The sequence below is a fragment of the Rhizobium sp. L43 genome, from assembly GCF_002531725.1.
Classification (GTDB): Bacteria; Pseudomonadota; Alphaproteobacteria; order Rhizobiales; family Rhizobiaceae; genus Rhizobium.
On sequence record NZ_NWSQ01000017.1, the window covers coordinates 31,258 to 45,187 of the forward strand.

At 62.3% G+C, this 13,930-nt stretch carries 11 protein-coding genes; 5 read left to right on the forward strand and 6 right to left on the reverse strand.

The features are described 5' to 3' along the window. Positions 1 to 24 precede the first annotated feature (24 nt). Positions 25 to 642: a DNA-3-methyladenine glycosylase gene (locus tag CO667_RS22100; protein ID WP_097620512.1), complete on the forward strand. Its 618-nt coding sequence runs from the start codon at positions 25 to 27 to the stop codon at positions 640 to 642. On the opposite strand, the gene CO667_RS22105 is transcribed toward CO667_RS22100, so the two are convergent. Genes CO667_RS22105 through CO667_RS22115 form a run of 3 tightly spaced genes read right to left on the reverse strand, consistent with a single transcriptional unit; the run spans position 643 to position 3,857 of the window. Further along, on the reverse strand, positions 643 to 2,184 hold the full coding sequence (locus tag CO667_RS22105; RefSeq protein WP_097620392.1) for a DHA2 family efflux MFS transporter permease subunit: 1,542 nt from the start codon (positions 2,182 to 2,184) through the stop codon (positions 643 to 645). Continuing rightward, positions 2,177 to 3,400 carry an HlyD family secretion protein gene (locus CO667_RS22110; protein WP_097620393.1) on the reverse strand — a complete coding sequence of 408 codons (1,224 nt, stop codon included), beginning with the start codon at positions 3,398 to 3,400 and terminating at the stop codon, positions 2,177 to 2,179. Before CO667_RS22110 ends, CO667_RS22105 begins: the two co-directional genes overlap by 8 nt. Then, positions 3,393 to 3,857 (reverse strand): MarR family transcriptional regulator, encoded by a 465-nt coding sequence (locus tag CO667_RS22115; protein ID WP_097620394.1) that lies wholly within the window; start codon positions 3,855 to 3,857, stop codon positions 3,393 to 3,395. Before CO667_RS22115 ends, CO667_RS22110 begins: the two co-directional genes overlap by 8 nt. Before the next feature lie 246 nt (positions 3,858 to 4,103). Here CO667_RS22115 and CO667_RS22120 point away from each other — a divergent pair, with 246 nt between their 5' ends. The 3 genes from CO667_RS22120 (at position 4,104) to CO667_RS22130 (ending at position 10,268) form a co-directional block, all read left to right on the forward strand. After that, positions 4,104 to 5,648, forward strand: coding sequence for a cation:proton antiporter (locus CO667_RS22120; RefSeq protein WP_097620395.1), 1,545 nt, complete (start codon positions 4,104 to 4,106; stop codon positions 5,646 to 5,648). 259 nt (positions 5,649 to 5,907) lie between these two features. Continuing rightward, on the forward strand, positions 5,908 to 7,086 hold the full coding sequence (locus CO667_RS22125) for an efflux RND transporter periplasmic adaptor subunit (RefSeq protein WP_097620396.1): 1,179 nt from the start codon (positions 5,908 to 5,910) through the stop codon (positions 7,084 to 7,086). After that, positions 7,083 to 10,268: a multidrug efflux RND transporter permease subunit gene (locus tag CO667_RS22130; protein ID WP_097620397.1), complete on the forward strand. Its 3,186-nt coding sequence runs from the start codon at positions 7,083 to 7,085 to the stop codon at positions 10,266 to 10,268. Before CO667_RS22125 ends, CO667_RS22130 begins: the two co-directional genes overlap by 4 nt. A 10-nt stretch (positions 10,269 to 10,278) precedes the next feature. On the opposite strand, the gene CO667_RS22135 is transcribed toward CO667_RS22130, so the two are convergent. Then, positions 10,279 to 11,016 (reverse strand): metallophosphoesterase, encoded by a 738-nt coding sequence (locus CO667_RS22135; RefSeq protein WP_097620514.1) that lies wholly within the window; start codon positions 11,014 to 11,016, stop codon positions 10,279 to 10,281. A 170-nt stretch (positions 11,017 to 11,186) separates the two neighbouring features. Here CO667_RS22135 and CO667_RS22140 point away from each other — a divergent pair, with 170 nt between their 5' ends. Continuing rightward, positions 11,187 to 12,311, forward strand: coding sequence for an acyl-CoA dehydrogenase family protein (locus CO667_RS22140; RefSeq protein ID WP_097620398.1), 1,125 nt, complete (start codon positions 11,187 to 11,189; stop codon positions 12,309 to 12,311). A gap of 104 nt (positions 12,312 to 12,415) precedes the next feature. Here the strand turns inward: CO667_RS22140 and CO667_RS22145 are convergent, their stop codons facing one another. After that, on the reverse strand, positions 12,416 to 12,880 hold the full coding sequence (locus tag CO667_RS22145) for an Rrf2 family transcriptional regulator (RefSeq protein WP_097620399.1): 465 nt from the start codon (positions 12,878 to 12,880) through the stop codon (positions 12,416 to 12,418). A 173-nt stretch (positions 12,881 to 13,053) separates the two neighbouring features. Further along, a complete protein-coding gene (locus CO667_RS22150) occupies positions 13,054 to 13,842 on the reverse strand; it encodes an SDR family oxidoreductase (RefSeq protein WP_097620400.1) in 789 nt (262 codons plus the stop codon). Positions 13,843 to 13,930: the final 88 nt, after the last annotated feature.

Genomic DNA, 13,930 nt, shown 5'->3' on the forward strand with positions numbered 1-13,930 from the left:
TTGGGATGACGGCGGATGCATCGGATGTTATCTGCCTCGGTCATGACCGATGGTGGAACGACAACGGGTGCGATCGGCGCCGGCACGCTCACCGGCGAAAGCCTCAGGGCGTTTTTCGACCGCGATGCGATCACCGTCTCTCGCGACCTGCTCGGCTGCCATCTCACCGTCGATGGTGTCGGCGGCCGCATCACCGAGACCGAAGCCTATTTCCCCGACGACGAGGCCTCGCACAGCTTTCGCGGCCCGACCAAGCGCAACGGCGCCATGTACGGCAAGCCCGGCAACGTCTACATCTACCGCATCTACGGCATGTACTGGTGTCTGAATTTCGTCTGCCATCCGGGCTCGGCTGCCCTCATCCGCGCCCTGGAGCCGGAAACGGGAATCCCTCTCATGATGGCGCGGCGCGGCACCGATACACTGACCTCGCTCTGCAGCGGTCCGGGCAAACTCTGCCAGGCGCTCGGCATCGATATCGCCATCAACGACAGGCTGCTCGATCGCCCGCCCTATGCGATCGCGCCGTCGGCGCCGGTGCCTGTCGTCTCGGGAAAACGCATCGGCATCACCAAAAATGTCGAAGCTCCATGGCGCTTCGGCATTCAGGGATCGCGTTATCTCAGCAAGCCGTTCCGCTGATTATTCCATGACAGCACTATGGTCGACAGCGGGCGCCGCTTTCGGCTTGCGCAGCAAGAGCACCAGCGGGATGACAGCAAGCGACATCAGCATCAGCAGCTTGAAATCGTCCATATAGGCGATGATCGTCGATTGTAGGGTGATGATCTCGTTGAGCGAGGCGCGCCCCGCCGCCGTTACCGGGCTGAGGCCCTGCGCCGCCACCGCGTTGAAGGCGTGGTTGAACGGCGTCACATAGGCCGCGATCGATTCATGATTACTCTGTGTGTTCTCGACGATCAGTGCCGAGACGATCGAGATGCCGACCGCCGAACCGATGTTGCGCGACAGGTTGTAGAGGCCGGTGCCGTCGCCGCGCATATGGGCGGGCAACGTGGCGAAAGCGATCGTCGTCAGCGGCACGAAGAGAAAGCCGAGGCCGGCGCCCTGGATGAAGCCGACCGAGATGATCGTCCATTGCGAAACATCGGGCGTCCAGCCGGTCATGTCGTACATCGCCCAGGCGGTCAGGCCGAGGCCGAGCACCAGCAGCAAGCGCGTATCGACCTTGCCGATCAGCCGCCCGACAATGAACATGCAGAGCATCGTGCCGAGGCCGCGCGGTCCCATGACGATGCCGGCGGTGATGACGGGATAACCCATCAGCGTCTGCAGATAGGGGGTCATCAGCGCCAGCGAGGCGAGGTAGGTGACGCCAACCACGAAGATGAAGATCATGCTGACCGTGAAGTTCTGGTCGAGGAACAGCTTCGGATTGACGAAGGATTTCTCCGCCGTCAGCGTGTGCACCAGAAGCAGATAGAATGCGGCGGCTGAGATAATCGCTTCGAGCATGATCTCGCCCGAGGAGAACCAGTCGAGCTGCTCACCACGGTCGAGGAAGAGCTGCAGCGTGGCGATGAACAGGCTCATCATCCCGAAGCCGAACCAGTCGAGTTTGGCGAGCGCATCCCTCTTCGTTTCCGAAACGGAGATGACGATACCGGCGAAAGCCAGCGCGCCGATCGGCACGTTGATGTAGAACACCCAGCGCCAGCTGATATTGTCGGTCAGCCAACCGCCGATGACCGGACCGAGGACCGGCCCGACCATGACCGAGACGCCGAAGAGCGCCATGGCCGAACCGCGCTCCTCCACGCTATAAATATCGAGAAGAATGCCCTGGGAAAGCGGCACCAGCGATGCGCCGAACAGGCCCTGCAGCAGGCGGAAGGCGACGATCTGGTTCAGCGACTGCGCCAGGCCGCAGAGCACGGAGGCCACCACGAAACCGGATATGGCGACGAGCAGCACGCGCTTGCGGCCGAACTTGGCGGCGAGAAAGCCGGACGGCGGCGTCATGATCGCCGCCGCGACGATATAGGAGGTCAGGACCCAGTTGATCTGGTCGGCCGAAGCCGACACGCTGCCCTGGATATAGGGCAGCGCCACGTTGGCGATCGTCGTGTCCAGCGCCTGCATGATGACGGCGAGAATGACGCAGGCCGTGATCGCCCCGCGATTGGCGACGGGGGTCGCCGGAGATGCGGGAGCGTTACTCATGGTCCTTGCCCTGAGGCCGCCCCAGAAGCTTGTTGATGAAATCGGGCAGGCCTCTGATATGACCGGTCTCGACATCGACCACAGTGCTCATGCCGACACGAAGCGGCGGCTTGCCTGCGGCATCCTCGATGCTGACGCGCATCGGAATGCGCTGGACGACCTTCACCCAGTTGCCCGTGGTGTTCTGCGCCGGCAGCAGCGAGAAGCTGGAGCCGGAGGCGGGGCTGATGCTCTCGACCTTGCCCTTCCATGTCACGCCCGGATAGGTGTCGACATAGATCTCGGCTGTCTGGCCGGGTTTGACGTAGGTGAGCTCGGTTTCCTTCGGGCTGGCGGCGATCCACAGATGATCGGTGGCAACAAGCGAGAAGGCCTGCTGCGACGCCTGCAGGTAGGAGCCGACCTGCAGCGCATTGACATTGGTGACGATGCCGTCGAACGGCGCCTTGACGATGCTGTGGTCGAGTTCGCGCTGGGCATTGTCGACCTGCGATTTGGCCTGCAGGTAGAGCGGGTTCTCCTCGGCCGGCTGGTCGGCGGAGCCGCCGAGCTGGGCAAGCGTCGTTGCGGCTTCCGCCTTGGCAACGGTCACCTTCTGCTGAGCGGCCTCCAGATTGTGCTTGGCTTCATCATAGGCAGACTGCGTCGCACTGCCATTGTTGACGAGGTTCTGCTGCCGGTCGAACTGGTCCTGGTAATAGGGAATGTCGGCTTGCGCCTGCGTGATTTCGGCGAGCGACTGCTGATAGCTCGCCTTGAGATTCATGATCTGATTGTGCTGCGCGCCGAGCTGCGCCTTGGCGCCATCGAGCGCGATCTTGAAGGAATCCGACCGCAGGCTGAAGAGCACCTGCCCCGCCTTGACCGCCTCGTTCTCATGCACATCGATCCGTTCGACGATACCCGAGACATCGGTGGTGAGCCCGACCATGTCGGCCTGGATATAGGCGTTGTCGGTCGACATCACCTGGCCGCCATTGACGTAATAATAACCGCCGACGACGAGCGCCACCGGCAGCAGGGCAAACAGGATCGGCCGCGTGAGACTGCGCCGGCGGCGGACCTTGTTGCCGCCAGGCGCAGCCACGGCGGCAGCCGGCGCTGAATTGGATGAAGGCGCTTCGGCTACCGTTTCCTGCTGTTTGGCTTGGTTTTCTTCGACAGATGTCTTGGCATTGGCGTCGGCAACGACGCGGAGGGAGGGTTGATCAGCCATCGTTCGTCTCATTCTCTTCGACCGGTGTTCGGCAAGCCTGCACCAGGTTCGTCTTCATTACCGAGAGGATTTGGTAAAGCTGTTCGCGCTGCTCGACGGAGACGCCTTCCAGCGCCTCGCCGCGGGTTACATCCCCGAGTTCGCGCATTTCGGCGAGCAGCGGATGCGCCTCCTCGCGCATGTAGAGCAGCCAGATGCGCCGGTCGGTCGGGTGCTGGCGGCGCTCGATCAGCCCGCGTTCGGCGAGTTTGTCGAGAATGCGCACCAGCGTGATCGGCTCGACTTCGAGGATTTCGGCAAGGCCGCTTTGATGGATGCCTTCGTTGTTCGAGAGATAGGCCAGCGTCTGCCATTGCGACCGGGTCAGCCCCAGGCACTTCGCACGCTGCTCGAACCGCTTGCGCAGCAGCCGTGCGACGTCGTGGAGAAGGAAACCAAGGGTCGGAGTGGCGCTCATGAAAACCTGCGATCGTTATTTATAAGCATACTTATAATATCGGTAGATATATTGAGCTTGTGCAATGCACAAGGGCATGAGTGGCAGATTCGGCCGCCGCGACGAAAATGCCGCAGGCCGGTCGAGCCCATCCACCCTTCCCTCCTGCAGCCCTTTCGAGACCCCGGACAGTAGCCGTGGCCAGGCTCCGCCCTAACTCTGCCTGTAGTCGTCGCCTCCGCCGGAGGTGCCGCATTGGGGAGCTCGATGGCGTTCTTCGAAAGCATGCTGACGCTGCTGTTGGTGGCGATCGTCTTTCTGCAATTTTCCCGGAAGTTCCGGATCCCTTATCCGACAATGCTGGCGATCGCCGGCGTCATCGTCGCCGCCGTGCCCTGGGCGCCCGAGGTGGCGATCGATCCCGAGCTTGCGCTGGCGCTGCTGATCGCGCCCGCGCTCTTCGACGCCGCCTATGATCTGCCGCCGAGGACGTTGCGGCGCAACTGGCTGCCACTGTTCTCGCTCGCCGCCATCGCCGTCATCCTGACGGCCGCAGCCGTTGCCACCGTCGGCGTGACGATGGCCGGCCTGCCGATTGCCGCAGCTGTGGCGCTCGGCGCGATCGTCGCGCCGCCGGATGCCGCGGCCGCAACCGCCATGCTCGACCGCTTCACCCTGCCGCGCCAGACCTATGTGATCCTGAAGGGCGAAAGCCTGCTCAACGATGCCGTGGCACTCCTGATCTTCAGCGCCGCGGTAACAGCCGCCGCAAGCCCCGCCTTCTTCGCCGGCGCCCTGGCGGAACTGGCGCTCGCCGTGCCCGGCGGCCTCATCCTCGGTTATCTCATGGGCCGCCTCTATATGGTCGTCGGCCTCAGGCTCGCCGGCACGCTCGGCGGCACCCTGCTCGAATTCGTCGCCACCTTCGGCACGTGGGTCATCGCCGAACACCTGCACCTTTCGGCCATTCTGGCGATCGTCGTCTATGCCATGGTCATCGCCCGCTACATGCCCGAGCGGCAGACCGCCCGCCACCGCATTCATTCCTATTCGGTCTGGGAAGCCGTGGTCTTCCTGCTCAACGTGCTCGCCTTCCTGCTGATGGGCCTGCAGGCCCGGCAGATCGTCCTCGCCCTCGATCCCGGCCGGCTGAATTTCGCAATCACTTTGGCGGCCGCGGTCTTCATCACCGTCATCGTCACCCGCTTGGCCTGGGTGCTCCTGTACAACCGCATTATCACCTTCCTTGCCGAGCGCGGCCATACCAAGCAAGCCGTTCCCACCTTCGCCACCAGCTTGCTTGCCGGCTGGTGCGGCATGCGCGGCCTCGTCACGCTGGCGACCGCGCTCGCTCTGCCGATCGACTTCCCCGATCGTGACATCATCCTGCTCAGCGCGCTTGCCGTCGTTCTCGGCACGCTCATTGTCCAGGGCCTGACGCTCGGGCCGCTGATCCGTTTCCTGAAATTCGACCCGGACACCTCCCTGGATCGCGATCTCACCAGAGCTCGTGTCACGTTGATCGATGCAGCCCTGGCCGAACTCGCCGGCGGCGAGGACAAATCCACCCGCATCCTGCGTGACGTCTATACCTCCGAGCGCGAGATCGCCGCCGACGGGAAACACCCGCGCGAAGTCAGCAGGCTCGACAAGCAGCGCCGCGGCGTCATTGCCGCGAAACGCCGCAGGCTGGCAGCGATGCGCCGCGCCGACGAGATCGACGACGATGCCTTCCACATGCTGGAACAGGAGCTCGATTGGGCCGAACTCGCCGTCCTGCCACCCGGCCGCGACGAGATCGTCGAGAGTTGACGCCGTCCCATGAAGTTTGATGGATTCCGGAACCGCCGCCAATTGGCATTTGCTATTTTTCGCCGCTGCCGTTTATATCCAGTTTCATAGCGTCACGATTTTTCCGATGTGCATTGCGTGCCGGCCTTCCTTTCCAAGGATTGGACGCCGGGAGAAATCACGGGGGCCGAGGCCTTCGTTCAAAGCAAAAGACCTGAATAGCATCACTTCATCTTAGGTTCGTCGGCAGTCGATCGGCCGTCGAGATTGGAGGACAGGTATGACTTACGTGCTTCGACAGCTGTTGGTGCTTGGCTGCATCGCCACGTTCATGCCTCTGGCCGCGATGGCGCAGGGCGCCCCGGCTGCTCCTCCTCCCGTCACCGTCGCAAAACCGGTGGTGCGCGATGTGGTCGACAATGACGAGTTCATCGGCCGTTTCGAGCCGGTCGACGAAGTCTCCGTCCGCTCGCGCGTCGGCGGCTACCTGCAAGAAATCCATTTCGAGGACGGCGCCCTGGTGAAGAAGGGCGACCTTCTCTTCGTCATCGACCAGCGGCCGTTCATCACCGCGCTCAATCAGGCAAAGGCGACGCTCGAAGCGTCACAATCCGCCCTGGTCTTTGCCGATGCGCAGTATAAGCGTGCCCAGTCGCTCGCATCGAGCGGCAGCCAGTCGGCACAGACGCTGGACGATCGCCGCCGCGAATTCGATTCGGCCGAGGCCAATGTCCGCGGCGCGCAGGCCGCAGCCGATCGCGCGTCCCTCGACATGGAGTATACCGAGATTAAGGCCCCGCTCAGCGGCCGCATCGACCGCCGCCTGATCTCGGCCGGCAACCTCGTGCAGACCGACCAGACGGTGCTGACGACGATCGTTTCGCTCGACCCGATCGATTTTTATTTTGACGTCGATGAACGCCGCCTGCTGAATTTCGCCGACACGGCGCGCAAACAGGGCCAGGTCCTGCAGCAGGGCGGCGGCGGCGTCGATGTATCCGTCACCATCTCGGATGCCACCGCCAAGCCCTTCAAGGGAAAGCTCGATTTCGCCGAGAACCGGATCGACAATGAGAGCGGCACCATCCGCATCCGTGCCCGCTTCCCCAATCCTGATTTCGTCCTTCAACCCGGCCTCTTCGGTCGCATACAAGTTGCAGCCTCCAACACCTATCAGGCCATTCTCGTGCCCGACGAGGCGATCGGCTCGGACCAGAATGAACGCGTCGTTTATGTCGTCGACACCGACGGCAAGGTGACGACCAAACCCGTGAGGCCCGGACCGCGGCTCTACGGCTATCGCGTCATACGCGAAGGTCTCGACGGCACCGAGACGATCATCGTCAACGGCGTGATACGCGCCCGGCCCGGCTCGAAGATCACGCCGCAGATGACCGAGTTGCCGCAGGAACGGCAGGACGCTCCGCCCGAGACCGCCGGCGCGGAGAACGGACAATGAGATTTGCTCATTTCTTCGTGGATCGGCCGATCTTTGCGGCGGTCATCTCGATCCTCTTCCTCGTCGTCGGCGGCATTGCCTATACGCAATTGCCGGTCTCCCAGTATCCGGAGATCGCCCCGCCGACCATCGTCGTGCGCACCTCCTATCCCGGCGCCGACCCGCAAACGATCGCCGACACTGTTTCGACCCCGCTCGAACAGCAGATCAACGGTGTCGAAGACATGCTCTACATGTCCTCCTATTCCAGCGCCGACGGCGCCATGTCGCTGACGATCACCTTCAAGCTCGGCACCGATCTCGACAAGGTCCAGGTGCTGGTCCAGAACCGCGTTTCGATCGCGCTCCCGCGCCTTCCCGAGGAAGTCCAGCGGCTCGGCGTGACCACCGACAAGAGTTCGCCCGATCTGATGATGGTGGTGCACCTGCTGTCGCCGTCGCACCGCTACGACCAGCTTTACGTCTCGAATTATGCCCGCAACCGGATCCGCGACGTTCTCGTGCGCCTCGACGGTGTCGGCGACGTGCAGCTCTTCGGCGAACGCCAGTATTCGATGCGAATCTGGTTGGATCCGGAAAAGCTCTCCGCCTACGGCATGACATCCGATGACGTCGTTGCCGCCTTGAGAGACCAGAACGTTCAAGTGTCGGGCGGCAAGATCGGCGCGCCGCCGGTGACCGGCAAAAACGCCTTCGAATATACGGTGCGAACGGACGGACGCTTCTCCGACGTGCGCGAGTTCCGATACGTCATCGTCAAATCGACGACGTCGGGCCGGCTGGTGCAGTTGCAGGATGTCGCCCGCATCGAACTCGGCGCACAGGACTACGTCACCAACAGCTATCTCAACAATGACCCCGCCGTTGCGCTCGGCATCTTCGCCCGGCCGGGAAGCAACGCCCTGGACACCGCCCATCAGATCCAGTCGATCATGAAGGACCTGTCGCAGAATTTCCCGCAGGGGCTGGAATATCGCATCGTCTACGACACCACCGAATTCATCTCGGATTCGATCTCGGAAGTCTATAGAACCATCGCCGAAGCGGCCATACTGGTGGCGATCGTCGTTCTCGTTTTCCTGCAGTCCTGGCGAACGGCGATCATCCCGATCGTTGCCATACCAGTATCGCTGATCGGCACCTTCGCCGTCCTGCTGGCCTTCGGCTTCTCGCTCAACATGCTCACTTTGTTCGGCCTGGTGCTGGCGATCGGCATCGTCGTCGACGACGCGATCGTCGTGGTGGAAAACGTCGAGCGCAATCTGGCGCGCGGCATGTCGCCGAAGCAGGCCTCGCATGTCACGATGGACGAAGTCGGGACCGCGGTCGTCGCCATCTCGCTGGTGCTGATTGCGGTATTCGTGCCGACGGCCTTCATCCCCGGCATATCGGGCCAGTTCTACAGGCAGTTCGCGGTGACGATCTCCGTCACGACAGCGATCTCGGCATTGAATTCGCTGACGCTGTCACCCGCACTTGCCGGTATATTGCTGAAAACCCATGACCACGAAACCAGGCGCAAGAATATCGCCTCGCGCCTGGGAAGCGGCCTTGCAAACGGCTTCAATCGCGGTTTCGATCGGCTGAGCTCCGGCTATTCGTGGATCGTCCGGCATCTCGTCAGCAGCTGGGTCGGATTGACAGCCGCGATGGTCGCCTTCATCTGCCTGCTCGGGGCAACCTGGTTCATCGGTACTAGAGTGCCCGCGGGTTTCATCCCGACCATGGACCAGGGTTACGCGATCATCGTCATCCAGCTTCCGGACGGCGCCTCGCTTGCCCGTACCGACGCCGTCGTCAAGCAGGTGGGCGATATCGCCCGCACCGTGCCCGGTGTCGGCAACGCCGTACAATTCGCGGGCTTCAGCGGGGCGACATTCACCAATGCCTCGAATTCCGGCGTCGTCTTCGTCCCGTTCAAATCCTTTGCCGAACGTGAGGAAGGCGGAGAGAACGCCAACAAGATCATCGGCGAGCTTTACGGCAAGCTGCAAAGCATCCAGGAGGCCTTCATTATCGCCATTCCGCCGCCCTCGGTGCGCGGCGTCGGCAATTCCGGCGGCTTCAAGATGCAGATATCCGATCTTGAAAACGCCGACATGACGCGCGTGCTCGGCCTCGCCCGCCAGATGATGGGTGCGGCCGCCACGACCGAGGGGCTGACCGGCGTCTTCACCACCTTCTCCGATGCCAGCCCGCAATACTTCCTGGAGATCGACCGTGACAAGGCACGCTTCCTGAACGTGCCGATCCCCAATATCTTCAATGCGCTTTCGATCAATCTCGGCGTCGCCTATGTGAACGATTTCAATGCGTTCGGCCGAGTCTACCAGGTTCGCGCCCAGGCCGACCGGCAATACCGCATGGACCGGGACGACATCCTCGCCCTGAAGGTCCGATCGGCGACGGGCGCACTGGTTCCGCTTGGAACCCTGATGGACATCCAGGATTCCAGCGGGCCGGCGCTTGTCCAACGCTACAACATGTATGTCTCGGTACCGCTCCAGGGCAATCCGACGCCAGGCACGTCGACAGGCGATGCCATCAAGAAGATGGAAGCCTTGGCGGCGAAGATCCTGCCGCAAGGAACGACCTTCGAATGGACGGAACTCGCCTATCAGGAAACGCATACCGGCAACACGGCGATCTACATCTTCGCCCTGTCCGTCATCTTCGTCTTCCTGGCACTGGCTGCACAATATGAAAGCTGGGTTCTGCCCTTGGCGATCATTCTCATCGTCCCCCTTGCTGTGCTCGCCGCGCTGATCGGGGTCTCGTTGAGGGGAATGGACAACAACGTCCTGACGCAGATCGGTCTGATCGTCCTGATCGGCCTTGCGGCCAAGAACGCCATTCTGATCGTCGAGTTCGCCAGGCAGGCCGAAGACGAGGGCAAGTCGGCGGTGGACGCGGCCATCGAAGCTAGCCATCTTCGCTTGCGCCCCATCCTGATGACGGCATTCGCCTTCATCTTCGGCGTTCTGCCGCTTGCCATCGCCACCGGCCCCGGCGCCGAAATGCGCCAATCGCTCGGCACCGCCGTCTTTTCGGGCATGCTCGGCGTGACGATCTTCGGCCTGTTCCTGACGCCGGTCTTCTACGTCGTGCTGCGCGGATGGCGCCGCAAGCAGCCGGTTGAAAAGACGGTGGAGGTCACTCCGACCGAGAGAGAAACGGTCTGAGGCCGGAAGGTCAGGTGGAAAACAGATGCACCTGACCCTGCCACAAGCGGGCGACGGTGAGCTTGCCGCTGCGAAAGGCGCGCGTATCGAGATTGAGCCGCCTCGGCCGTATGTCGGGCTCGTCGTTCGGCGTATGACCGTGAACGACGAGTTTCGGCAACGGTATCCGGCTTTCGAGAAACCGCTGGCGGATGAGGACCAGATCCTCGTCCGTCTGCTCGCCGAGCGGCAGCTTCGGATTGATGCCGGCATGCACGAAGATCACGCTCGGAGTCTCCAGCATGACCGGCATTGCCCGCATGAAGTCGATATGCGTGTGCGGCAGCGACTGGCGGATGAAGGCATCGAGTTTCGCGCCGGTGGGAAAGACCAGCGGCAGGTGATCCGGATCGAGTCCATAGGATCTGAGCAATTCCGCCGAACCCATCCCCATCCAGTCGTCATAGGAGATCCAGCCATCGATATAGTCGAGCATGGCGATTTCGTGATTGCCGACAAGGCAGATGCGATCGAATCCCTCAGGCAGCGGTTCCATGAGATGGGTAATGACCCGCGCCGATTCCGGGCCACGGTCGATATAGTCGCCGAGCGTGACGATCAGCTTACGCCCAGGCAGGCGCGCGCCATCACGCAAGACCGCCTCCTCGGCTTTCATAAGCAGGTCGTATCTACCGTGAATGTCGCCGATCGCATAGGTTGGGATAGCGGCAATATCCAGCGTCAGACGCGGTCTCGGCTGGCGTGCCATTTTCATCATGTTTCTCGATCAAGGAGGCCCAATTTCACCGTAAGTAGCGTTGAGAACAAGGCAATCAAGCTGGTAGAAAAATTCAAACCATTCGGGTTTTGTAGAAAAACCGGCCTTATCATTCGAGGGGCAATCCCTCACTCCTGTATCCGTCGAGAAGAGAGTGACCGATGGGAACGGTATCGCAGTTTCATGAGAACTTGAGGCCTCCCGCGCATCGCATCGAAAGCGAAGAGGAGGCGATATCCACGGCCCGCGACCTCGCCGCCGCATTCCGGCACCAGGCGAGCGAACGCGATATCAACCGCATCCTGCCCTTTGCCGAGCTCGACGCGCTGTCGGTATCGGGACTGACGGCAATCACTGTTCCGCCCGACCATCAGGGGCTCGACGTGTCGAACGCCCTGCTCGCCGAAATCGTTGCGATCATTGCCGAGGCCGACGCCTCGATCGGCGAGGGGCTGGAAAATCATTTTTGCGCGCTGGAAACCCTCCGCACCCAGGCTACCGAGGATCTGAAGGCATCGCTGTTTGCCCGTGTGCTGCTCGGAGACCGTTTTGCCGCCGCTACCCTCGCCGACGGGGCCGAACTGACGGCAGAAGGCCCGGGCTATCGCCTGAGCGGACGCACGCGCCAGGCGCGCGGTATTCTCTTCGCCGACTGGATCGCCGCTGCCGCCACCGTGCCGCCCAGCCGCCCAGTAACGCTCTACCTCGCAAACGACGAAAGCGTGCAGGTGGTCGACGATTGGGACGGCTTCGGCCAGCGCACCAACGGATCGGCGACGGCGATCGTCGGCATGCTCCACGTCAACGCCGATGTGATTGCGGCTGCCCCCTCCTCCCAATATTCGACCGGCATCTCGCTCGGCCTGCTGCTCAAAGCCGGCGTCAGCCTTGGCATTGCGCGGGCCGCGTGGACCGACCTGATGACCGCGGTCGGCGATCGCAGCCCGGCCGTCTTTGCTCGGCTCGGCGAACGCGCCCTCCGCATCGAAACGACGGCGGCAGCCTTGGAACGGGCCGGCCGCAAACTCGACATTGCCCAGGTCAATCCTGTGGAGGCCGCGATGGCGGACGCGCAGTTTTCCGCCTCGGCGGCCGCGATCCTTGCCGGGGAAACGGCGCTCGACACCGCAAACGCGCTGTTCGAACTTGCCGGGGAAACATCGACCGGCATCGGTCTCAATCTCGACCGCCATTGGCGCAATGCCCGCATTCACGTGCTTTCGCTGCCGCGGGATAGATTGGTGCACACCGCAGGCGAATATATGTCGAAGGTCGGCGGCGCCTAGAGCGCCGTGCATCCTTTCGGACGCACAAAGGACGCTCTAGCATTTTGAATCTACGCATCGTGCTTTCCGAAAATCGATTCCGATTTTCGGGCCGATGCGCTAGTTCAGCTGGCGGCGGAGATCGGAAATTCCTCTTTGTCGCCGTCGATGCGGCCGCCGTCGGAAACGAATTGCTCGAGGCTCATATTGTCGAGAATGGCGGCGATCGCGTCACGAACATCGGTCATCGAGCGCCGCACCTGACAGGTCTCAGGATCGGCACAATCGTCGCAGGCTTCGTAAGCCGTACGGCTGGCGCAACGGATCGGCGCCAGGGGGCCGTCGAGCGTGCGGATGACATGGCCGATGCGAATTTCCGAGGCCGGCCGCGACAGCGAATACCCGCCGCCCGGCCCCTTCTTCGAGCGCAGGATGCCGACATTACGCAGTTCGAGCAGGATCGTATCGAGGAACTTCTTCGGGATATTGTTGCGGGCCGCGATGTCGTTGATGAAGGCCGTTTCGCCCGGCGCCAGCCGCGCCAGATCAACCAGCGCCTTCAGCCCGTATTTTCCCTTTTTCGTCAGCATCGTCGTCGCCTTGTAGAATCGCAGTATTCATCCTGCCAATAGCAGGCAAATAGCGTCAAAAGCGTGAACATACAACAAAATAGCTATTATTTATAGCTTGTATCGGCAACGTCCACAGGCCGGCCCGGCAGTCTTGAGGAAGATCGACTTGCCGAGCCCTGCCGGCAGCTCGGTCAGATCGTCTTCAGCATGCCGCCGTCGACGAAATAGGTCGAGCCGACGCAATAGCTCGCGCGCTCCGAACTCAGGAAGACGAAGACATTCGCCAACTCCTCCGGCGTGCCGAAGCGTTTGGAGGCGGCGTGCTCGTTGGCGACACTCTGCAGGTAGCCTTCCCAGTTGCCGCCGGTCTCAGTCGTCAGCTGCTTGGCGGTCTTGATCCAGTCGGGCGTCAGGATCAGGCCGGCATTGACGCAGTTGACGCGGATATTGTCCTTGATGAGCTCGGTCGAGAGCGTCTTCGAAAACATCATCAGCGCCGATTTGCTGACATTGTAAATCGGCTCGTACCAGAGCGGCTGCACGGCGCAGATCGAGGCATTGTGCAGGATCACCCCGCCGCCGCGTTCCTTCATCTGCGGCGCGATGCCGCGCGCCAGCCGCACGGCGGCCATCACATGCAGGTCCCAATAGGACTGCCACTTCTCGTCGGGCGCCTCCATGACAGTCTCGTTGGAGCCGGTGCCGGCATTGTTGATGAGAATATCGGCGCCGCCCTTTTCGGCAGCCGCCGCAATGATCGCCTCGGTTCCCCCAGCCGTCGCCACATCGGCTGCAACAGCGGTGGCGCTGACGCCGTACTTCTCGGCGATACGGGCGGCTTCCGCCTCGAGCCGATCGCCGCCGCGGGCCGCCAGCACGAGGTTGGCGCCCTCGGCCGCCAGCCCCTCGGCGATCGCCAGTCCGATGCCGACCGACGCGCCTGTTATGACGGCAGTCTTTCCCTTCAATCCGAGATCCATGTGTTCCTCCGCAGCAGCCGGCGGTCCCGGCCTGATATGCTGAGTGTTCCGCCAATGAACCCGGGCGTCAAGCGCCCGAACGCCTCTT

Excerpts from the sequence above, each read along its gene's own strand:
- CO667_RS22115 (WP_097620394.1), bottom strand. The coding sequence starts at position 3,857 with ATGAGCGCCACTCCGACCCTTGGTTTCCTTCTCCACGACGTCGCACGG.
- CO667_RS22100 (WP_097620512.1), top strand. The coding sequence starts at position 25 with ATGTTATCTGCCTCGGTCATGACCGATGGTGGAACGACAACGGGTGCG.
- CO667_RS22110 (WP_097620393.1), bottom strand. The coding sequence starts at position 3,400 with ATGGCTGATCAACCCTCCCTCCGCGTCGTTGCCGACGCCAATGCCAAG.
- CO667_RS22140 (WP_097620398.1), top strand. The coding sequence starts at position 11,187 with ATGGGAACGGTATCGCAGTTTCATGAGAACTTGAGGCCTCCCGCGCAT.
- CO667_RS22145 (WP_097620399.1), bottom strand. The coding sequence starts at position 12,880 with ATGCTGACGAAAAAGGGAAAATACGGGCTGAAGGCGCTGGTTGATCTG.
- CO667_RS22130 (WP_097620397.1), top strand. The coding sequence starts at position 7,083 with ATGAGATTTGCTCATTTCTTCGTGGATCGGCCGATCTTTGCGGCGGTC.
- CO667_RS22150 (WP_097620400.1), bottom strand. The coding sequence starts at position 13,842 with ATGGATCTCGGATTGAAGGGAAAGACTGCCGTCATAACAGGCGCGTCG.
- CO667_RS22120 (WP_097620395.1), top strand. The coding sequence starts at position 4,104 with ATGGCGTTCTTCGAAAGCATGCTGACGCTGCTGTTGGTGGCGATCGTC.
- CO667_RS22135 (WP_097620514.1), bottom strand. The coding sequence starts at position 11,016 with ATGGCACGCCAGCCGAGACCGCGTCTGACGCTGGATATTGCCGCTATC.
- CO667_RS22125 (WP_097620396.1), top strand. The coding sequence starts at position 5,908 with ATGACTTACGTGCTTCGACAGCTGTTGGTGCTTGGCTGCATCGCCACG.
- CO667_RS22105 (WP_097620392.1), bottom strand. The coding sequence starts at position 2,184 with ATGAGTAACGCTCCCGCATCTCCGGCGACCCCCGTCGCCAATCGCGGG.